Raw genomic sequence first — 23571 nt, forward strand, 5'->3', positions numbered from 1 at the left:
AAGTGCGTAGATCTCTCCGCGTCCGGGACGCCTACCGGACCCGGAGGACGTGACGCGCGTCGACTCCGCGCCGCGCCGCATGACCGATTTCCCCTTCTCGGCGGGGAGCCCGCGGCCCGATTCCGCCGCCCCGGCCGGTGAGCGCCGCCGGCGCAGAGGGGCTCACCTGCGCTTTCGCCGGGCCGCCGACTCCGGCGCGAGTGTCCTATGCCAATCGATTGTGCCATTGCGATGGGCGGGCCGGTGGCGGGAACCAGGCATCACTTTGGCCATTTCAAGAACGGTGGCCCATGGTGACCGGCACACTGCCGCCCCACTCCGATGACTATGCGTCATTCATACCCCAAGGATTTATGCGTCAGGGTCGGGGGACCGGAGCGGACTTCCGAAAAAACCGCAGATACGGGCACTCGAACAGGTGAATCGACCATTTGTTCGCCGCCGCGGAAGCGCTAACTACCCCGGCTCTCGGATGTAAACCAGGTCGCCGTGGGCCACCGGCGGCCACCCGCGCCGAATCAGCCATCCACGGACCGGATCTCGGTCTTTCGGACACGTCAGGAACGCTCATGTACGCTGACACGGCCACAGCGGAGAACCGGTTCGGCGAATTTGCTGGGCATAGCCCGATCACTTCGCCGAAGCACCCCGGATGAACGCGGCAGCGACACTGAAATACACGGTGAACAATTGAGAACGAGAGAACGGGGTGGGATCGTGACCAATCCATTCGACGACGAGTCAGGCCAATTTCTGGTCCTGGTGAATGACGAGGGGCAGTACTCCTTGTGGCCGGCCCACGTCGACCGCCCGGACGGCTGGCGCGCCGACGGTCCCGAGGGCTCCCGCCAGGAGTGCCTGGACGCGATAGAGAAGGCGTGGCTGGACATGCGCCCGGCCAGCCTGGTGCGCGCGATGGAGGCCGACGCCGGCTAGGACGCTCCAGACACACCCTGCGACGCGGCGGCCGTGCCCCCGCCTGCCGTACCGCAATCCCCCACGGGCCGGGCCGTGGGGGACGTTGTTCGGGCCCGCGCCGCCCTTTCGCCGTGCCGACCGCTCTCGGCGGCGACGACCGCGCGGAGCCGTTGACGTCATGTGACGTCATGTGGCGCCATTTCCGGGGCTGCGGCTCTCCGCCGTCCGCCCTTTCCCTTCCCGCCGGCCGCACGCATGCCTGCCGCCGGCGCCGGATCATCGGCGTGATGTGCTGTCCCGCGCCGCCTTCACCGTCCCCGCAGACCTTGCCGTGAAGAGGTAGATTCGCCATGCAAGCAGATAGTTCCGGCTCCGCTGGTCCGACATCCCGGGAGCCTTTCGGATTGACCTTGGCCCAGCAGGGGGTCTGGTATGGGCAGCACGTCGATCCGGACAGCCCCAAGTACAACATCGCGGAGTGCCTGGAGATCCGCGGCGGTGTGGACGAGACGCTCTTCGCAGGCGCCGTCGCACAAACACTCGACCGGTACGACAGCCTCAACGTCGAATTCGTGGCGGAGGACGGCGTCGTGCGCCAGCGGGTGGTCCCCCGCGCGCCCGGCGCCGACCACAGACTGCGGGTGATCGACCTCTCCGGGCGCGAGGACCCGGTCGCGGCGGCGGAGCAGTACATGGCGGGCGACATGGCGACCGTCGACACCATCGACGCTCCGCGCCACCACTTCGCGCTGCTGCGTCTCGGTCCCGCACTGCACTACTGGTACACCCGCTACCACCACATAGCCATCGACGGCCTCAGCGGTTCCGTGGTCGCGCGCGAGATCGCCGATCTCTACACCCGCACCGTGCGCGGTGAGGACACCGGCGCGCGGCGGCCCGGCGCGGCCTCCGTGCGCGAGCTGGTCGCCGACGAGACGGCCTACCTCGCCTCGGAGCGCTATGAGGCCGACCGCGCCTACTGGACCGCCCGGTTCGCCGACCGGGCCGCGGGGCAGGTCGCGGACGCCGCCGACCGCCCCCTCATCGCCAGGCGCGGCGACACGGGTCCGCGGAGCGCCCCCGGAACCGACGTCCGCCTCCACGGCGGCGACACGTTACCCGTCGCGGTCCTCGACGGGCTGAGACGCCTGGCGGCGACCGCCCGCACCGACTGGAGCGCCGCGCTGGTGGCCGCGGTCGCCGCGTACGTCGGCGGCGCCACCGGGCGCCGGGACGTGACCGTCGGCATCGCCTCCACCGGCCGTCACGGCGGGCTGCGGCACGCCGTCGGCATGACGGCGAACGTGCTGCCCGTGCGGGTGGACCTCGCCGCACACCCGACGCTCGGCGGCCTCGTCCGCGCCGCCGCCGACGAGATGCGCGGCGCGCTGCGGCACCGCCGCTTCTCCCGCGAGCAGCTCGCCCGCGAACTGCGCGTCGCCGACGGGTCGGCGCGGCTGACCGACATCGTCGTCAACGTGATGGGCTACGACTACGGGCTCGACTTCGCCGGCAGCCCGGCCGACTCGCGCCTGCTGTCCATCGGCCCGGTCGACGACGTCTCGCTCTTCGTCTCCGAACGGTCGGAGGAGGCCGGGCCGCTGATCGGCCTGGACGCCGCCCCCGGGCTCTACCACCCGGACGACGTGCGGCTCCAGCAGCGGGCCATCGCCTCCTTCCTCACCGCGCTGGCCGGCGCGGAGCCCGACACCCCGGTCCGCGACATCCCGCTGCTCGGCGCCGCGGACGCGGCGGAGCTCCTGGCGCGCGGCCGCGGCGCCGCACTGGGTCCGCGGGCCGCGAGCCTCCCCGAGGCGTTCCGGGCGCAGGCCGCGCTCACCCCGGACGCGCCCGCGGTGGCCGACGCCGCGCGGGTGCTGTCGTACCGCGAGCTGGAACAGGCCGCGGACGGCCTGGCGGCGGCCCTGACCGGGTGGGGGGTGCGCGCCGAGGACGGTGTCGCCGTCCTGGTGGGTCGCCGCGCCGCGGTAGTGACCGCCACGCTCGGCGTGACGCTCGCGGGCGGCGCCTACGTGCCGCTGGACGCCACCTGGCCGGCCGCCCGGCTGCGGGAGGTGCGGGACGCCGCCGACGTCCGGGCCCTGGTGGTCGACGAGGAGGCGGCAGGCGAGCCCTGGGTGAAGGAGACGGGCGCCGCTCTGCCGGTGATCGTCGTCGACCCCCGGGGCGCCGTCGTGGCCGGCGCGCCGCCCTCCCCCGGCCGGCTGCCGGCCGCGGTCCGCGGTGAGCAGCTCGCCTACGTGATGTTCACCTCCGGCTCCACGGGCGCGCCGAAGGCGGTGGGCGTCACCCACGCGGACGTGCTGGCGCTGGCCGCGGACTCCGCCTGGCGGGACGGCGCCGCCGACGCGGTCCTGCTCCACTCGGCCTACGTCTTCGACGCGGTGACCTTCGAGATCTGGGCGCCGCTGCTCGGCGGCGGCCGCGTCGTCGTGGCGCCCGGCCGGGTCCTGGAGGCCCGCGACCTGCGCGAGGCGGTGCGGCGCCACCAGGTCACCGCGGTCTTCCTGACCACGGCGCTGTTCAACGTGATCGCCGCGGCCGATCCCCAGGCCTTCTCGGGGCTGCGCCTGGTCAGCGCGGGCGGCGAGGCCGCCTCCCCCGGCGTGATGCAGCAGGTCGCCGCCGCCGCGCCCGGCACCCGGGTCCTGCACGTGTACGGCCCCACCGAGACCACCACCTTCGCGGCCCGCCACACGCTGGACGGGGACGGCGGGGGTGTGCCGCCCATCGGCGGCCCGCTCGACGGGATGGCGCTGTACGTGCTCGACGCCGACCTGCGCACGGTCCCGGCCGGCGTGGTCGGCGAGCTGTACGTCAGCGGCGCCGGCGTCGCCCGCGGCTACCTCGGCCGTCCGGCGCTCACCGCGACCCGGTTCGTGGCCGACCCCCACGAGCGGGGCGGCCGGCGCATGTACCGCACCGGTGACCTGGCCCGGTGGACCGCGGACGGCGCGGTCGAGTACGTCGCACGGGCGGACGGGCAGATCAAGCTCCGCGGGTTCCGCATCGAGCCCGGCGAGATCGAGAGCGCCCTGCTGGCCGACCCGGACGTGGGCGCGGCCTGCGTGGTGGTCCGCGAGGACTCCCCCGGCGACCGCCGGCTCGTCGGCTACGTGGTGCCGGCCGGCCGGGACGCGCCGCGGCGGTCCGCCCTCGTACGGCTGCTGGGCCGCACCCTGCCGCCGTACATGGTGCCGTCGGCGTTCGTCACGCTCGACGCGCTGCCGCTGAACGCCAACGGCAAGGTCGACCGGCGCGCGCTGCCGGCGCCGCGCGCCGCCGCTTCCGCCGGCCGGGCGCCGCGCGGCTCCCACGAGGAGGTGCTGGCCGGACTGTTCGCGGACGTGCTGGACCTCGACTCCGTCGGGGCCGAGGACAACTTCTTCGCGCTGGGCGGGCACTCCCTGCTCGCCACGCAGCTGATCGGGCGGGTCAGGGCGGCGCTGGGCGTCGAGGTCGACCTGCGGACCTTCTTCGACCACCCCACGGTCGCCTCGCTCGCGGCCACGGTGGACTCCGCCGCGGCCGCCCGGCCCGTGCTGGTCCCGCAGTCGCGGCCCGCGGTGCTCCCGCTGTCCTTCGCGCAGCAGCGGCTGTGGTTCCTCAACCGCGCCGAGGACGCAGGCGACACCTACAACGTCCCCCTGGTGCTCGAACTGCGCGGGCCGCTGGACACCGAGGTCCTGAAGGACGCGCTGGCCGACGTGATCGCCCGTCACGAGAGCCTGCGCACCGTCTTCGCGGAGGACGACGGCGTGCCCCGCCAGGTGATCCTGGACGCCTCGCGGGCGGCGGCGCTCATGCCGCTGGTCGTCGAGGAGCCTCCCGCCGGAGCGGACGCGCAGGCGGCCGCGGCCTGGGCGCGGGAGCGGGCCGGGGTGCTCACCGCCGCGCCGTTCGACCTCGCGGGCGACCCGGCGGTCCGCGCCCACCTGCTGGCGCCGGCGCCCGCGCACCATCTGCTGGTCGTCGTCCTGCACCACATCGTCGCGGACGGCTGGTCCCTCGCGCCGCTGAGCCGCGACCTCGGTGCCGCGTACCGGGCACGCGTCCGGGGCGGCGGCGCGCCCGAGTGGCCCGAGCTGCCCGTGCAGTACGCGGACTACACCCTCTGGCAGCGCGACTTGCTCGCCGGCGGGGACGGGGAAGACGGCAACGGCGACGCGCCGGCCGCGCGCCAGCTGGCCTTCTGGCGGGAGGCGCTGCGCGCGATCCCCGACGTCCTGGACCTGCCGGCGGACCGGCCCCGGCCCGCCGCGCCGAGCCACCGCGGCGCCACCCAGCCCTTCACCGTGCCGCCGTCCGTGCACGCCGCGGTGGTGAAACTGGCCCGCCTGTCGGGCTGCACCCCGTTCATGGTGCTGCAGGCGGCGCTGGCGGCGACCCTGCACGCGCACGGCGCGGGGACCGACATCCCGCTGGGCACGGCGGTGGCCGGCCGTACCGACGAGGCGCTGGACGACCTCGTGGGGTTCTTCGTCAACACCGTCGTGCTGCGGACCGATCTGTCCGGCGACCCGACGTTCAGGGAACTGCTCGGGCGGGTCGCGGAGTTCGACCTGGCCGCCTTCAGCCATGCCGACATCCCGTTCGAGCGGCTGGTGGAGGAGCTCAACCCGGCGCGGTCCGGCGGCCACCACCCGCTCTTCCAGACCATGCTGGTGCTGCAGAACCAGCGCGCCGCGGACCTCGACCTGCCCGGGGTGACCGTGCACGACCGGTCCGCGCACACCGGGGCCAGCAAGTTCGACCTGACCTTCTCGCTGACCGAGACCGGCGGCCCGTATCCGGCGGGTGACCCGTCCCCGACCGGGGGCCCGTCCGCGGTCGGCGCCTCGTCCGAGGAGGCGGGGGGCGGACCGGCGGACGCCCGGCCCGAGCCGGCGGACGGACCGCCGAGACGCCGGGGCGGGTCCGGGACCGGGCTCGACGGGTACCTGGAGTACGCCACCGACCTGTGGGACGAGGCGACCGCCCGCGCCCTGTGCGACCGCTTCACCCGCGTCCTGGCGCAGGCCGTCGCCGACCCCGACCTGCCCGTCGGCCGCCTCGACCCCCTCGCGCCCGGAGAGGCCGCGGAGCTGCTCGCGCAGGGGCGCGGCGACGAGCGGCCGGTGCCGCGGCTCACCGCCCCCGAGGCGGTGCGGGCCCAGGCGGCCCGCACGCCGGACGCGCCCGCCGTGCGCGACGCCCGCTCCCGCCTCACCTACGCCGAACTCGACACACGCGCCGACGCCCTCGCGCGCGTCCTGCGCGAACACGGGGTGGGACGCGGGGACCTGGTGGCCCTCGCGGTGCCGCCGTCCGCGGAGACGGTGGTGGCGATGCTGGCCGTGCTGCGGGCCGGCGCCGCCTACGTGCCGGTCGACCCGCGCTACCCGCGGGCCCGCATCCGCGCCATGCTCGACGACGCCGGGCCCGCGCTGCTGCTCACCACCGGCGGGCTGCGCCCGGAGCTGCCCGCAGGGGACCTGCCCTGGCTGGCCCTCGACGACCCGGAGACCTCCGCGGCCGATCCGGCGGCGCCGCTGCCCGCGCCGCCGCACCCGGCGGAGGCCGCCTACGTCATCTACACCTCCGGCTCCACCGGCCGTCCCAAGGGCGTCGTGGTGCCGCACCGGGCGCTGGCCAACCACATGGCCTGGCTGGCCCGCCACCTGGAACTGACCGCGGACGACCGGGTCCTGGCCCGTACCTCCAGCAGCTTCGACGCCTCCGTCTGGGAGACGTGGCTGCCCCTCATGTCCGGCGCCGAGGTGTGCGTGCTGCCGGAGGACGCCAATCAGGAACCCGACCAGGTCCTGTTCTGGATGCGCCGGTTCGCCGTCACGGTCGCCCAGTTCGTCCCCTCCCATCTGGCCCTGGTGCTGGCGGAGGCGGCCGGCGGCGACGCGCTGCCCGCGCTGCGCGCGGTCCTCTGCGGCGGCGAGCCGCTGCCGCGTGCCCTCGCCGACGCCGTCACCGACGTGTGGGGGGCCGAGCCGCACAACCTCTACGGCCCGACCGAGACGACGATCGACGCCACCGCCCACCGCGCCGGGGGCGACGCCAGGGGCCAGGAGGGCGTGCCGATCGGCCGGCCCGTCGACACCATGCGGGCCTACGTGCTCGACGGCGGGCTGCGCCCGGTGCCGCCGGGCGTCACCGGCGAGCTGTACCTGTCGGGGCCCAACCTGGCCCACGGCTACCTCGACCGCCCGGCGCTGACCGCGGCCCGCTTCGTCCCCGACCCGTTCGCCGGGGCCGGTGAGCGGATGTACCGCACCGGCGACCTCGTCCGGTGGAACCCCCGCGGCCTGCTCGACTACGTCGCGCGCGCCGACGACCAGGTCAAGCTCCGCGGCTTCCGGATCGAGCCGGGCGAGGTGGAGGCCGCGCTGCTGGCCTGCCCGGGCGTGACCGGCGCCTGCGCGCTGATCCGCGAGGACCGGCCGGGGCACCGGCACCTGGTGGCGTACGCGGTGGTCCCCGGCGGCGCCCCGGGCGCCGGCGCGCTGCGCGAGGCGCTGTCGCGGACGCTGCCCTCCTACATGGTGCCCGGCGCCGTCGTCGTCCTGGACGCCCTGCCGCTGCTGCCCAACGGCAAGGTGGACCGGCGCGCCCTGCCGGAGCCGGTGCGGGACTCCGGCTCCCCCGACGCCAGGCCGCGGCCGGGCGGCGCGCGGGAGGACCTGCTCGCCGGGATCTTCGCCGACGTGCTGCAGCGCCCGTCGGTCGGCCCGCACGACGACTTCTTCGACCTCGGCGGCCACTCCCTGCTCGCCATGCGGTTGATCAGCCGGGTGCGTGGCGTGCTGGGGGCGGATCTCGCCGTGCGCACCCTGTTCGAGCATCCGACGGCCGCCGGACTGGCCCGTGCTCTCGGCCCCTCCGTGCAGGACCGGCCGGCGGTGAGGGCCGCCGCGCGGCGGCCCGACCCGCTGCCGCTGTCCTTCGCGCAGCAGCGCCTGTGGTTCCTCAACACCTTGGAGGGACCGAGCCCGGCCTACAACATCCCGCTGGTCCTGGAGCTGCGCGGCGCGCTGGACGCCGACGCGCTGCGCTCCGCGGTGGGCGACCTGGTGGCCCGCCACGAGGCGCTGCGCACGCTGTTCCCCGACCGCGACGGGGTGCCGTACCAGCGCGTCCTGCCCGCCGGGGACGCGACCCCGGTCACGGCCGCCGAGGGCGTTTCCCCCGCCGGGCTGGAGGCGGCCGTGCTCGCGGCCGTGAGCGAGCCGTTCGACGTCCGCACCGATCTGCCGCTGCGGGTGCGCCTGCTGCGGGCCGCGCCCGAGTACCACGTGCTCGTGGTCGTGCTGCACCACATCGCCGCCGACGGCTGGTCGCTGGCGCCGCTCGCCCGGCAGCTGGGCGACGCCTACCGGGCCCGGCTCGACGGCCGCGCACCGGGGCGCCGGCCGGGCGCCGTGCTCCAGTACGCCGACTACGCGCTGTGGCAGCGCGCCCTGCTCGCCGACGCGCACGGCGACGGGGACCCGGACGGGCACGGGGACGGGGCCGGCGACGACGTCGCCGGGCAGCCGAAGGGCCTGCTGCGCGAGCAGCTCGACCACTGGCACGCCGCGCTCGACGGCCTGCCCGCCCTGATCGATCTGCCGCTGGACCGGCCGCGTCCCGCGGTGAGCGACGCGCGCGGCGACGTCCACTCCTTCGACGTCCCGCCGGCCCTGCACGCGGGTCTGACGCGTCTGGCGAGGGAGTCGGGGACCACCCTGTTCATGGTCCTCCAGGCCGCGGTCGCCACCCTGCTGCACCGGCACGGCGCGGGTGAGGACGTCGCGATCGGCACGCCGGTGGCGGGGCGCCCCGACGAGGCGCTGGAGGAGCTGGTCGGTTTCTTCGTCAACACGCTGGTGCTCCGCACAGACCTGTCGGGCCGCCCGACCTTCCGCGAACTGCTGCGCCGCGTCCGGGACTTCGACCTGGCCGCCTACGCGCACCAGGACGTGCCGTTCGAGCGCCTGGTGGAGAGCCTCAACCCGGTGCGGGCACGCAACCACCACCCGCTCTTCCAGACCATGCTGGTGCTGCAGAACCAGGAGTCCGCGCGGCCCGACATGCCGGGCCTCACCGTCGAGGACCGGCTCGTCCACAACGGCCTGGCCAAGTTCGACCTCACCTTCTCCTTCACCGAGGACCGGCACGGGAGCGGCGAAGGGAGCGGTACGCGGGGCGGCGACGGGGTCGGCGACCGCGTCGGGCTCGCCTGCGGCGTCGAGTACGCGACGGCCCTGTTCGATCCCGGGACGGTGCGCGCGCTCGCCGACCGGCTGGTGCGCCTGCTGGAGCAGGCGGTCGCCGACCCGGACCGCCCACTCGCCGGCTACGACCTGATCGCCCCCGCGGAGCGCCGGCAGATCCGCAGGTGGGGCGACGGCCGCGCGCTGCCGGCCGGTGCGGCGGACGCGAGCCTGCCCGCGCTGTTCGCGGCCCAGGTGCGCCGCACGCCCGGCGCGGTGGCGGTGCAAATGGCGGCCGCGAGCGAGGGGACCGGGTCCGACCACAGCCTGACCTATGCCGGACTCGACCGGGTCTGCGCCGATCTGGCCGCCGCCCTGACGGGGCTCGGCGCGGGCGCCGAGACACGGATCGGCGTCCTCCTGGAGCGCTCTCCCGCCGTGGTGTCGGCGTCGCTGGCCGCGGTCCGCGCCGGCGCCGCCTATGTGCCGCTGGACGCCCGCTGGCCCGCCGAGCGCCTCGACCAGGTCGCCGAGGTGGCCGACGTCCGGATGCTCGTCGTCGACGAGGAGGCGGCTGCCTCGTCCTGGGCGGCCGCGGCGGCCCGCCGGATGCCGGTCCTCGTGGTGGACCGGATGGGGCGGGTGGTCCGCGGGGCGCCGCCGAGCACGGTCGCACGGCCGGCGGCGCCCGATCCGGCCGCCCTCGCCTACGTGATGTTCACCTCCGGCTCGACCGGGCTGCCGAAGGGCGTCGGGGTCTCGCACGCCGACGTCGCCGCGCTGGCCGCGGACTCGGCGTGGGACCACGGCGCGGCGGACGCGGTCCTGATGCACTCCGCGTACGTCTTCGACGCGTGCACCTTCGAGATGTGGGCGCCGCTGCTGCGCGGTGGCCGGGTCGTCGTGGCCCCACCCGGCGCTCTGGAGCCGAGCGCGCTCGGCGACGTGCTGAGCGAGCACGGCGTGACCGCGGTCTTCCTGACCACGGCCCTGTTCAACGTCCTCGCCGAGACCGACCCCGGCGTCTTCGCGGGCCTGCGGGTCGTGTGCGCCGGCGGTGAACTGGCGTCGCCGGACGCCATGCAGCGGGTCGCGGGCGCCTCCCCGGGACTGCGCGTCCTGCACGTCTACGGCCCCACCGAGACCACCACCTTCGCCACCCGCCACCCCGTGGCGGCGGACCTGCCCGCCGGGCCGCCGCCGATCGGCCGTCCGCTGGACGGCATGCGGCTGCACGTGCTGGACGAGCAGCTGAACCCGGTTCCGCAGGGCATCGTGGGCGAGCTGTACCTGGCGGGACGGGGGGTGGCGCGCGGATACGTCGGACGCGCCGCGCTGACCGCGGCGCGGTTCGTCGCCGACCCGTACGGGCCGCCCGGCACACGCATGTACCGCACCGGCGACCTGGTCCGCTGGACCCCCGACGGGCAGATCGCGTACGTCGGACGCGCCGACGGCCAGGTCAAGCTGCGCGGGTTCCGGATCGAACTGGGCGAGATCGAAGGGGTGCTGGCGGCGAGCGAGGGCGTCGCGGACGCCTTCGCCGTCGTGCGCGAGGACGTTCCGGGGGACCGGCGGCTCGTCGCCTACGTGGTGCCCGCGGACGGCGCGCGCCCCACCGCCGCGGACCTGTCGCGGGTGGTGGGCCGCTCGCTGCCGGCGTACATGACGCCGTCGGCCTTCGTCCTGCTCGACGCGCTGCCGCTGAATCCCAACGGCAAGGTGGACCGCGCCGCCCTCCCCGCGCCGGACCGCGACGCGCCGGCCGGCGGCCGCGCCGCGCGCACCGCCCGCGAGGAGATCGTCTGCGGTCTGTTCGCCGACCTGCTCGGCATACCGGCGGCCGGCCCGGAGGACGACTTCTTCGCCCTGGGCGGCCACTCCCTGCTCGCCACCCGGCTCGCCGCCAGGCTGCGCACCGTCCTCGGGGTGGAGGTGCAGGTCAAGGCGATCTTCGAGCACCCCACGCCGGCCCTGCTCGCGGCCGCGCTGGACACCGCGGACCGGGCGCGGGTCCCGCTGCGGCGCGCGGCGGCCCGGCCGGAGCCGATGCCGCTGTCCGCGGCGCAGCGGCGCCTGTGGTTCCTCAACCGGCTGGAGGGGCCGAGCGACACCTACAACGTGCCGCTCGTGCTGCGCCTGGACGGCGCACTCGACGGCGAGGCCCTGGAGAGCGCGCTGGGGGACGTCGTCGCCAGGCACGAGAGCCTGCGCACCGTCTTCCCCGACACCGGCGGCGTGCCGCGCCAGGAGGTGCTGGACGCGGACGCGGTGCGACCGGACCTCACGGCGCGGGACCTCACGGCGGCGGACGTCGACGCGGGCCGGCTCGACGCGGCGGTGGCGGCCGAGGTCGCGCACGCCTTCGACGTGGGCGCCGAACCTCCGCTGCGGGCGCGGCTGCTGCGGCTCGCACCGCAGTCCCACGTCCTGGTGCTCGTGCTGCACCACATCGCGGGCGACGGCTGGTCCTTCGCCCCGCTGGTGCGCGACCTGGGCACGGCCTACCGGGCCCGCACCGGGGGCGAGGAGCCCGCCTGGACGGAACTCGCCGTCCAGTACGCCGACTACACGCTCTGGCAGCGCGAGCTGCTCGGCGACGAGGAGGACCGGGACAGCCAGGCCGGTCGGCAGCTCGCCTTCTGGCGCTCGGCTCTGGCCGGCGCCCCCCAGGCGCTCGACCTGCCGTACGACCGGCCGCGCCCGGCGGCGTCCGGGTACCGGGGCGACGCGTTCGCGTTCACCGTCGGCGCCGCGGCGCACGCCGACCTGGCGGCGCTGGCACGGGCCCGCGGGTGCAGCCTGTTCATGGTGCTCCAGGCGGCCCTGTCGGTCCTGCTGTCCCGGCACGGAGCCGGCGAGGACATCCCGCTGGGCACGCCGGTGGCCGGGCGGACCGACGAGGCGCTCGACGAGCTGGTGGGCTTCTTCGTCAACACCCTCGTGCTGCGCGCCGATCTGAGCGGTGACCCGAGCTTCGCCGAGGTCCTGGACCGGGTCAGGGAGTTCGACCTGGCCGCCTACGCCCACCAGGACCTGCCGTTCGAGCGGGTGGTGGACGCGCTGAGCCCCGACCGGGCCCAGGACCGCCATCCGCTCTTCCAGACCATGCTGGCGCTGCAGAACCAGGCCGGGGCGGTGGTCGAGCTGCCGGGGCTGCGCGTGACGCCGCAGCCGGTGCACACCGGCATCAGCAAGTTCGACCTGACGTTCACCTTCACCGAGACCCGCGATCGGGCGGGCCGTCCCGCCGGTCTCGACGCCGTCCTGGAGTTCTCCACCGACGTCTTCGACGGCGCGACCGCCCGCGCCCTCGCCGGGCGGCTGAGCCGGCTGCTCGCCTCGCTCGCCGCCGACCCGGAGCAGCGCGTGCACGCCGCCCGGACCCTCGACCCCGCCGAGGAGGCCGCTCTCGGCCGCACCGCGCACGGCGCACGCCGCCCGGTGGCGGCCCGCACGGTCCCCGCCGCCTTCCGGGCGCAGCGCTCCCGCACGCCCGCCGCGGTGGCGGTGCGCGACGGGGCGCGCACCCTGACCTTCGCCGCGCTCGACGCCCTCTCCGACGACCTGGCGCACCACCTGCACGGCCGCGGGATCGGCCGCGGCGACCTCGTCGCCCTGGCGATGCCCGGCACCGCCGACCAGGTGGTCGCCCTGCTGGCGGTCGCCAAGGCGGGGGCGGCGGCCCTGCCGGTCGATCCCGGCTACCCGCCGGGGCGGATCGCCCACATGCTCGACGACGCCGCCCCGGCGGTCCTGCTCACCCTGGGCCCGGCGCCGGAGGTCCCCGCGCGCTCGTCCGTGCCGGTGCTCGACCTCGGCGACCGGGACGCCTGGTCCACCGGTGCGCCGGCCCCCGTGGTGGCCTGCGGCCCGCAGGACCTCGCGTACGTCATCTACACCTCTGGCTCCACCGGGCTGCCCAAGGGCGTCGCCGTCACCCACGGCTCGCTGACCAACCACATGGCGTGGATGGCCGGTTACCTGGGCCTGACCGACGGCGACCGGGTGCTCGCCCGCACCTCGCCGAGTTTCGACGCCTCGGTGTGGGAGACCTGGCTGCCGCTGCTGCACGGCGGGGCCACCTGCCCGGTCCCGCCGGACCTCAACCAGGACCCGGCCGGACTGCTGGCGCGGATGCGGGACGCGGGGGTGACGATCGCCCAGTTCGTGCCCTCGCACCTGGCGGCCGTCCTCGCCGAGACGGCGCACGCCGCGCCGCCGGCCGGGCTGCGCGCCCTGCTCTGCGGCGGCGAGCCGCTGCCGGTGGCGCTGGCCGAGCAGGCCGCCGGCGCCTGGGGCGCCGCGGTGCACAACCTGTACGGGCCCACCGAGGCCACCGTGGACGCCACCGCCCACCGCCACGGGGCGGGGGCGGCACGAGCGGGCGGCAGCACGGCCGGGACCGCGGCCGGAAGCGCGGGCAGGGCGGGCGTGCCGCTCGGGCGCCCCGTCGACAACACCCGCGCCTACGTCCTCGATGCCCGCCTGCGGCCGGTGCCGGCGGGTGTGAAGGGGGAGCTGTACCTGGCGGGCGACGGCCTGGCGCGCGGCTACCTCGGACGTCCCGCGCTGACCGCGGCGCGCTTCGTCGCCGATCCGTACGGGCCGCGCGGCGCCCGCATGTACCGCACCGGCGACCTGGTGCGCCGGGACGGGGACGGGCTGCTCAGCTACGTCTCGCGGGCCGACGACCAGGTCAAGCTGAACGGTCTGCGCATCGAGCCGGGCGAGATCGAGGCGGCGCTCACCGCGCTGGACGCGGTCGCCGCCGCCTGCGTGGTGCTCCGGGAGGACCGGCCGGGCGAACGCCGCCTGGTGGCGTACACGGTCGCGGACCGGCACGCCGGGGCGCCGCCGTCCGACGCCGACCTGCGCGCCCTGCTGTCCTCGACGCTGCCGTCCTCCCTGGTGCCGTCGGTGTTCGTGCCCCTGGACGCGCTGCCGCTGCTGGCCAACGGCAAGGCGGACCGCCGGTCGCTGCCGGAGCCGCCGCGGCCTTCGGCCCGGCCGGGCGGCAGGCCGCGCACCGCGCGGGAGCGGCTGCTGTGCGAGGTCTTCGCGTCGGTCCTGGACACCGGTGAGGTGCGCGCCGACGACGACTTCTTCGCCCTCGGCGGCGACAGCATCATGTCCATCCAGCTCGTCAGCCGGCTCCGCGAGGCGGGGCTGCGCGTCAACCCGCGCGACGTGTTCGTGCACCGCACGCCAGGGGCCATCGCCGCGGTCGCGACGGTGCCGGACCGCGGCGCCGCCGCGTCGTCCGGGCCGAGCGCCGGCCCGATGCCGCCGACGCCCATCGCCGCCTGGTTCCTGGAGCGGCCCGGCCCGAGCGACGGGTACAACCAGTCCGCCGTGTTGCGCACGCCTGCGGGCGCGACCGAGGACGACCTGACCGTCCTGCTGCAGCGCCTGATCGACCATCACGACACCCTGCGGCTGCGCCTGGACCGTGACGGAGGCGCGGAGCCGCTGGAGATCCTGCCGCCGGGCGCGGTCGCGGCCCGGGAGCGCCTGACCCGCGTCGACGCCGAGGGGCTGGACGACGCCGGGCTGCGCGCGGCCGTCGGCGCGGCGGGCGGCCGGGCGATGGCCCGGCTGCGGCCCACGCAGGGCAACGTGGTGCAGGCCGTGTGGTGCGACCGGGGCGCGCGGGCCCAGGGGCGGCTGCTGCTGGTCGTGCACCACCTCGCCGTCGACGCGGTGTCCTGGCGCGTGCTCGCCGCCGACCTCGCCGCCGCATGGCGGCAACTGCGCGGCGGCGCGTCCGGCGGGCAGGCGGGGCTCGCACCGGTCGGCACGTCCTACCCGCAGTGGGCGCGCCTGCTGCGGGCACAGGCCGGCAGCGCGCGGCGCAGGGCGGAACTGCCGCTGTGGGAGGACATCCTGGGCTCCCCCGGACCGCGGCTCGGGCACCGCCCGCTCGATCCCGCCCTGGACACCGCCGAGCGCACCGCGACCGTCACCAGCCGGCTTCCCGACCGGTGGACGCGGCCGCTGCTCACCACGGTCCCGGCGGCCTTCCGCTGCGGTGTGGACGACGTGCTGCTGACCGCGCTCGCGCTGGCGCTGACCGCCTGGCAGGCGCGGCGCGCCGGCGCGGCGCGGACCCCGGACGCGTCCGGGCGGGACGGCTCCGGCGTCCTGCTGCACCTGGAGGGCCACGGCCGCGAGGCGATCGGGGACGACGTGGACCTGGCCCGCACGGTGGGCTGGTTCACCAGCCTGTACCCGGTGCGGCTCGACCCCGGTGCTGTCGATCCGCACGGCCCGCGGCCCTTCGGCCCCGTGCCGGTGGAACGCGCGCTCAAACGCGTCAAGGAGCAGCTGCGGACGATCCCCGACCACGGCCTCGGCTACGGGATGCTGCGCCACCTCGACCCGGAGGCCCGGGTCCGGCTCGCGGCCCTGCCGGAGCCGCAGATCGGCTTCAACTACCTGGGGCGGTACGCCGCCCCGTCCGCGTCGTCCGAGGAGTCCGGCGCGGCCGACTGGCAGGTGGTGCTCGACGGCGGCGGCCCGCGCAGCCAGGACCCGGGCATGCCGGTCCACCACGTCCTCGACATCAACGCGCACACCGAGGACGCGGCTGACGGCCCGTCCCTGGTGACGCGCTGGACCTGGGCCGGCGACCTGCTGGCGCGGGAGGACGTGGCGGCGCTGTCCGAGCTGTTCGCCGAGGCGCTGCGAGCCGTCGCCGGCCTCGCGGACCGGCCGGAGGCCGGCGGCTGGACGCCCTCCGACCTCCCCCTGGTCTCCCTCGACCAGGCCCAACTCGACCGACTGCAGAACAAGTGGGGTGGACGCAAGTGACCGGGTTCCGTCTGGAAGACGTGCTTCCGCTGACGCCGACGCAGGCGGGGATGCTCTTCCACGCGCTGTACGACTCCAACGCCGTGGACGTGTACACCTCGCAGTTCGTCTTCGACCTCGAAGGGGAGGTGGACGCACGGCTGCTGCGCGCGGCGATCGCGGCCCTGCTGCACCGGCACGCCAACCTGCGCGCCGGATTCCTGCACGAGGACCTCGACGAGCCGGTGCAGGCCATCGCGGCCGAGGTGCCGGTGGTGCTGGCGGAGCACGACCTGACGGCGGCGGACGCCAACGGCGCCGGCACCGTGCGGGAGCGGCTGTCCGACCTCCTCGCGGCGGACCGCACCCGCCGGTTCGACCTGACCGCCCCGCCCCTGATGCGGTTCGCGCTGGTGCGCACCGCCCCGCGCCGCCACCACCTCGTCATGACGAGCCATCACATCCTGCTCGACGGCTGGTCGATGCCCGTGCTGGTGCGCGAGCTGTTCGAGCTGTACGCGAGCGGTGGCGACGACGGCGGCCTGCCGCGCGTCACCCCCTTCCGGACCTATGCCGCCTGGCTGGCCGGACAGGACAGGACCGCCGCGCTGGACGCGTGGCGCGCCGCGCTGGAGGGGGTGGAGGGGCCGACGCTGCTGGCCGGCCGGGCGTCCGCGGCGGCGGACGGCGTCGGGGAGCTGCCGCAGACGCAGGTCCTGGAGCTCGACGAGGCGGCGACCGGGCGGCTGCGGGCGACCGCCCGCGCGCACGGCCTCACCGTCAACACGCTCGTCCAAGGCGCGTGGGGTCTGGTGCTGGCCCACCTCACCGGCCGCTCCGACGTGCTCTTCGGCACCACCGTGTCGGGCCGGCCACCGGAGATACCGGGCGTCGAGTCGATGGTCGGCCTGTTCATCAACACCGTCCCGGTGCGGGTGCGCCGGCTGCCCGGCGACACGCTGGCGACCCTGCTGGCCCGCCTCCAGGAGGAGCAGGCCGGACTGCTCGGCAGCCAGCACGTGGGGCTCACCGACATCCGGGAGGCCACCGGTCTCGACGACCTGTTCGACACCCTGGCGGTGTTCGAGAACTATCCGATGGACGCAGAGGCCCTGCGCGCCGCGCAGGGGTCGCTGCCCGGCCTGACCGTGACCGGTTTCCGGGGCACGGACGCGGCCCACTACCCGCTCACCCTCACCATCGCCCCCGGCGACACCCTGCGCGTCACCTTCGGCCACCGGGCCTCCGTCCTGGACCGCGCGTCGACGGCGCGCCTGCTCACCCGCATGCGGGCGGTGCTGACCGCGATGGCCGACGGGCTCGGCGGGCGCGTCGACGCCGTCCCGCTCCTGCTCGACGGCGAGCACGACACCCTGATGGACTGGGGACGCGGTGGGCAGCTGCCGCCCGGTGTGCCCACCACCGACGTCGGCGCGGCCGTCGTCCGGCAGGCGCTGCGCACTCCCGGCGCGATCGCCGTGACAGGAGCCGGCGAGCAGCTGACCTACGGCGAGCTGTCGAGCCTGGCCGGCGAACTCGCCGGCGCGCTGCGGGGGCTGGGCACCGGCGTGGAGGACGCGGTCGGGGTGCTCCTCGGCCGCTCCGCCGCCACGGTCACCTCCTCCCTCGCGGCGCTGCGGGCGGGCGCCGCCTACCTGCCCCTCGACCCGGACTGGCCGGTGGAGCGTCTGGCCCGCGTCGCGGCGGCGGCCGGCCTGCGGGCGCTGGTCGTGGACGCCGCCCACCGCGGGCACCCGTGGGTGCGCGGCCTCGGTTCCGGCGTCCCGGTGGTGACCGTCGACCCGGCCGGGCGCGTCTTGGCGGGCGGACCGGCCGAGGCCGGGACGCTGCCGGCCGCCGTCGGCGGCGGACGCCTCGCCTACGTGATGTTCACCTCCGGCTCCACCGGCGCGCCGAAGGCGGTCGGTGTCAGCCACGCGGACATCGCCGCGCTGGCCGCCGACGGCACCTGGGACGGGGGCGTCGCCGACGCCGTCCTGATGCACTCGGCCTACGCGTTCGACGCGGTGACCTTCGAGATCTGGACGCCGCTGCTCAGGGGCGGCCGCGTCGTCGTCGCCCCCGAGGGGGCGCTGCAGCCCGCCGTGCTCCGGGAGTTCACGGCCCGGTACGGGGTGACCACGGCGTTCGTGACGACGGCGCTGTTCAACGTCATCGCCGAGACCGACCCCGACGTGTTCGGGCTGCTGCGCGTGGTCGCCAGCGGCGGCGAGGCGGCGGCGCCGGGCGTGCTGAGCCGGCTGGCCGCGGACCATCCGGGCACCGCCTTCTTCAACGCCTACGGGCCCACCGAGTCCACCACCTTCGCGACCCTGCGGCGGGTGCGCCCCGGCGACGGCCCCGGCGTACCGCCGATCGGCCGCCCGCTGGACGGGATGCGCGCGTACATCCTGGACGCGTCGCTGCGCCCGGTGCCGGCCGGCGCCGAGGGCGAGCTGTACGTCTCCGGGGCCGGCGTCGCCCGCGGCTACCTGGGGCGGCCCGACCTGACCGCGGTGCGCTTCGTGCCCGACCCGTTCGCCGGCGGCGGCGCGCGGATGTACCGCACCGGCGACCTCGCGCGCTGGGCGCCGGACGGCTCCGTCGTGTACGTGGCCCGCGCCGATCAGCAGGTGAAGCTGCGCGGCCACCGGATCGAGCCCGGCGAGATCGAGGCGGTGCTGCGCGCCCATCCGGCGGTGCTGACCGCCTGCGTCGTGGTCCGCGAGGACACGCCGGGTGAGCGCGCCCTGGCCGCCTACGCCGTGCTGTCGCCGGCGGCCGCGGCGGACCCGGACGCGCTGCGCGACCATGTGGCGGCGACACTGCCCGCGTTCATGGTCCCGGCCTCCGTCCAGCTGCTGGAGGCGCTGCCGCTGACGCCCAACGGCAAGCTCGACCGGGCGGCCCTGCCGGCGCCCGGCCGGCCGGCGGGCGGCCCGGCGGGGCGGGCGCCGCGCACCGCGCAGGAGGAGATCCTGTGCGGCCTGTTCGCCGACGTGCTCGGCGTGCCGGGCGTCGGCGTGGACGACGACTTCTTCGCGCTCGGCGGCCACTCGCTGCTCGCGACCCGGCTGGTGGGCCGGGTCCGGTCGGTCCTGGGAACGGAGACCGAGATCCGCACGCTGTTCGAGCACCCCACCGCCGCCGCCCTCGCGGCCGCCCTGGAGGACAGCGCGAGGCCGCCGCGGCCGCCGCTCGTCCCGCAGGAGCGCCCGCAGGTCCTCCCGCTGTCGTACGCCCAGCGGCGCTTGTGGTTCCTGCACCGTCTCGAAGGACCCTCCGCCACGTACAACATCCCCTTCGCGGTCCGCCTGGAGGGACCGCTCGACGTCGACGCCCTGCGCGGCGCGCTGCACGACGTGGTGGTGCGCCATCCGGCGCTGCGCACCTGCTTCCCGGCGGACGCCGCAGGACCGCGCCAGCACGTCACCGCCCCGGAGGCGGTCAGGCTCCCGTTGGCCGTGGAGAGCACCGACGAGGGGGGGTTGCGCGAGCGCGTCGCGGCGGCGGCGGGCGCGCCGCTGGACATCGAGCACGACCTGCCGCTGCGGGCGACGCTGCTGCGGGCCGCAGAGGACAGCCACGTGCTGGTCCTGGTGATCCACCACATCGCCGCCGACGGGTCGTCGCTGGGCCTGATCGCCGACGACCTCGGCGCCGCCTACCGGGCCAGGGTGCGCGGCGCGGCGCCCTCCTGGGACGCGCCCGCGGTCGACTACGCCGACTACACCCTCTGGCAGCAGCGGCTCCTCGGTGACGAGAACGACGAGAACAGCCTCGTGGCACGCCAGCTCGCCTTCTGGAAGGACGCGCTGCACGGGCTCCCCGAGGTGATCGAGCTGCCCTGGGACCGGCCGCGCCCCGCGGTGCCAGGACACGCCGGCGCCGCGCACGACTTCGCCGTCGGACCGCGGACCGCCCGCGGGATCGCCGACCTGGCGCGGGCGAGCGGGTGCAGCGTCTTCATGGTGCTCCAGGCCGCGCTGGCGCTCCTGCTGGCCCGGCACGGCGCGGGCGACGACATCCCGCTCGGCACGGCCGTCGCCGGCCGCACCGACGAGGCCGCCGACGACCTGGTCGGGTTCTTCGTCAACACGCTGGTGCTGCGCACCGACCTGAGCGGCGACCCCACCTTCCGCGAGCTGCTCGACCGGGTGAAGGAGGCCGACCTGTCGGCCTACGCGCACCAGGACCTGCCCTTCGAGCGCCTGGTGGAGCTGCTCAACCCGGCGCGGTCGCAGAGCCACCACCCGCTCTTCCAGACCATGCTCGTGCTGCAGAACCACTCCCCGGCCGCGCCCGTCGACCTGCCGGGGCTGTCCGCCGCCGCGCTCCCCGTCGACCATGCGGCCAGCAAGTTCGACCTGTCCTTCACCTTCACCGAGAGCCGCGGCGCGGACGGCGCGCCCGACGGCATGCGGGCCGTGGTCGACTACGCCACGGACCTCTTCGACGAGGACACCGTCCGCGGGCTCGCCCGGCGGCTGTTGGTACTGCTCGACGACGTCACGGCCGACCCGGGCCGTCCGCTGCGCGCGTACGGCGCGATCACGCCGGCCGAGCAGCGGCGCCTGACCGCGCTGGGAACCGGCCCGGCCCAGGACGCGCCCGCGGTGACCCTGCCCGAGCTGTTCGCCCGCTGGGTGCGGCGGACCCCGGACGCGCCGGCGGTGCGTGACGCCCGCACCACGCTCACCTACCGGGAGCTGGACGCCCGCGCCGACGACCTCGCCCGCCGGCTGACCGCGCGGGGGGTCGGCCCGGAGGACCGGGTGGCGGTCGCGCTCCCCCGCGACCACACGCTGGTCGTGGCGGTGCTGGGCGTCCTCAAGGCGGGCGCCGCGTACCTGCCGCTGGACCCCGGATATCCGGCGGAGCGGCTGTCCTACATGCTCGCCGACGCCCGGCCGAGCCTGCTGCTCACCACGCCCGGCATCCGCGCGCGCCTCCCCGAGGACGGCACGCCCCACCTCGGCGTGGACGACCTCCCGCAGGCGGCGACGGCTCCGGTCACGCCCGGGACACCGGTGGCGCCGCCGCGCGCCGTGCTGCCGGCCCACCCGGCGTACGTCATCTACACCTCGGGCTCCACCGGACGTCCCAAGGGCGTCGTCGTCACCCACCAGGGTGTGGCCGCCATGGCCGCCACGCAGCGGACGCGGCTGCGGGTCGGCGCCGGCAGCCGCATCCTGCAGCTCGCCTCGGTCAGCTTCGACGCGGCGTTCTGGGAGCTGTGCATGGGGCTGCTGAGCGGAGCGTGCCTGGAGGTCGACGAGCGGGACGCGCTGCTGCCCGGCGCCGCGCTCACCGCCCAGGTCCGCGACCGCCACGTCACCCACCTGACGATGCCGCCCGCGGCGCTGGCCGTGATGCCGGCCGGCGCGCTGCCCACCGGGACCACCGTCGTGCTGGCGGGCGAGGCGTGCCCGCCGGCCCTGGTGCGCGCCTGGGCCCCGGGCCGCACGCTGGTCAACGCGTACGGGCCGACCGAGACCACCGTCTGCGCCACCATGAGTCCCGCCCTGGAGGCGGACGGCCCGCACGCCCCCGACCACACCGTGCCGATCGGCCTGCCGGTCGACGGAACCAGGGTCCACGTGCTCGACCACCGGCTGGCGCCGGTGCCGCCCGGCGTGGTGGGCGAGCTGTACGTCGCCGGAGCGGGCGTGGCCCGCGGCTACCTGGGCCGGGCCGCGCTGACGGCGTCGCGGTTCGTGGCGGACCCGTTCGGCCCTGCGGGCGGCCGGATGTACCGCACCGGCGACCTGGCGCGGTGGACGCGCGAGGACGGCCTGGCCTACGGCGGCCGGGTGGACGACCAGGTCAAGCTCCGGGGCTTCCGCATCGAACTGGGCGAGATCGAGGCCGCGCTCACCGCGCGGGACGAGGTCGCCTCGGCGTGTGCCGTCGTCCGCGAGGACGTCCCCGGCGAACGGCGGCTGGTGGCCTACACGGTGGCCTCGGCGAACGCCGCGGCGCCCGACGCGGCCGCGTTGCGCGCCCATCTGGCGGCCGTGCTGCCCGACCACATGATCCCCTCCGCCTTCGTGCCGCTGGACGCGCTGCCCGTCACCCCCAACGGCAAGACCGACCGGCGGGCGCTGCCCGCCCCCGAGCGGACCGCGCCGCGCACCGGGCGGGCCCCGCGCACCGATCGCGAACGTGCGGTGTGCGCGGCCTTCGCACAGACCCTCGCGGTGGCCGAGGTCGGTGTCGAGGACGACTTCTTCGCGCTGGGAGGGCACTCGCTGCTCGCCGTGACGCTGGCCCAGCGGATCGAGGAGACCTGCGGACGGCGGCTGTCGCTGCGGCAGATCTTCTCGGCGCCCACCGTCACGGCGGTCGTGCGGCTGCTGGACGACGGGGAGGACACCGGGCCGGACGCGGGCGAGCCCGACCTGGCGGCCGAGGTGCGGCTGCCGGAGGACATCGCCGCATCCGGCCGCCCGGCCGCACGCACGCGGCGGCCGTCCGCGCGGCCGCTGCTGACCGGCGCGTCCGGCTTCCTCGGCGCGTTCCTGCTGCGCGACCTCCTGGAGACCACCGAGGGACCGGTCGACTGCCTGGTCCGGGCCGGCAGCGCCGCCGAGGCCGCCGCCCGTCTGCGCGCCAACCTGGAGCGCTACGGGCTGTGGCGGCCGGCGTACGGGCGCCTGGTCAACGCCGTCCCCGGCGACCTGGCCGCCCCGCGGCTGGGCCTGGACCCGCGGGAGCGGGCGGCGCTGGCCGCGCGCCTGGGCCCGGTGGTGCACAACGGCGCCCGCGTCAACTTCGCGGCCGGCTACCGCGACCTGCGCGCGCCCAACGTGGCGGGGACCGAGGAACTGCTGCGGCTGCTCGCGGAGTCGGACTCCCCGGGGCTGCACTTCGTGTCGACGACGAGCGTCTTCGCGGCGACGCCGGGGACGCCAGGGGCGCCTGGAACGCCCGCGGTGATCACGGAGTCGACGCCGGCCGGACCCGCCGCCGCGCTGCACGGAGGGTACGCGCGGAGCAAGTGGGTGGCCGAAGGGCTGGTGGGGCTGGCCCGCGACCGGGGGCTGCCGGTGACGGTGTACCGGCCCGGACGCATCAGCGGCGACAGCACCACCGGAGCCTGCCAGGACCACGACCTGCTCTGGCAGCTCATCAAGGGCTGCCTGCAGGCGGAGTCGGTGCCGGAGCTGCCGTACGGCTCGACCGACTGGGTGCCCGTGGACCACGTCAGCGCGGCGATCGTCGCCGTCGTCGGGTCCGGCCGGGCCGACGGGCGGACGTTCCACCTGACCAACCCGCGGGCGCCTGGGCTGGACCGCGTCTTCGAGGTCGCCGCGCGCCTCGGGCACCGGGTACGGCGGGTGCCGGTGGCGCGGTGGCAGGCGCTGGTCGCGGCGCGGCCCGACAACGCCGCGCAGCTGCTCCTCGGCGACGAGGAGGGGCCCCGGCAGGAAGCCGGCGACGCCCGCCGGTTCGACTCCCGCCGCACCGCACGGGATCTCGCGGCGCTCGGCGTCACCATGCCGGCGCTGACCGACGAGGTGCTGGCCCTGTACCTGACGCGCGGCCGGGAGACGGGCTTCCTGCCGGCGCCCGCAGGCGTGGCGGCCGCGTCGTAGGCCGGCCACCGGCCGGGAGCGCCCGCGCGGGCGCTCCCGGCGCGCGCGAGCCACGG

At 76.4% G+C, this 23571-nt stretch carries 3 protein-coding genes; all 3 read left to right on the forward strand.

The genetic code is table 11. The features are described from left to right. Nucleotides 1-717 precede the first annotated feature (717 nt). The 3 genes from V2S66_RS00310 to V2S66_RS00320 all read left to right on the forward strand — a co-directional run bounded on the left by V2S66_RS00310 (nucleotide 718) and on the right by V2S66_RS00320 (nucleotide 23515). A complete protein-coding gene (locus tag V2S66_RS00310) occupies nucleotides 718-936 on the forward strand; it encodes an MbtH family protein (protein WP_330792098.1) in 219 nt (72 codons plus the stop codon). Between the two features lie 332 nt (nucleotides 937-1268). After that, on the forward strand, nucleotides 1269-15938 hold the full coding sequence (locus V2S66_RS00315; protein ID WP_330792099.1) for an amino acid adenylation domain-containing protein: 14670 nt from the start codon (nucleotides 1269-1271) through the stop codon (nucleotides 15936-15938). Then, nucleotides 15935-23515, forward strand: a complete 7581-nt coding sequence (locus tag V2S66_RS00320) for an amino acid adenylation domain-containing protein (RefSeq protein WP_330792100.1) — start codon at nucleotides 15935-15937, stop codon at nucleotides 23513-23515. The genes V2S66_RS00315 and V2S66_RS00320 overlap by 4 nt, the downstream gene beginning before the upstream one ends. The last annotated feature ends 56 nt before the right edge of the window (nucleotides 23516-23571 follow it).

This window comes from Actinacidiphila polyblastidii, from assembly GCF_036353415.1.
Classification (GTDB): domain Bacteria; phylum Actinomycetota; class Actinomycetes; order Streptomycetales; family Streptomycetaceae; genus Actinacidiphila; species Actinacidiphila polyblastidii.

What these genes read in the sequence shown, in the direction of transcription:
- V2S66_RS00315 (WP_330792099.1), top strand. Translation starts at nt 1,269, where the DNA reads ATGCAAGCAGATAGTTCCGGCTCCGCTGGTCCGACATCCCGGGAGCCT.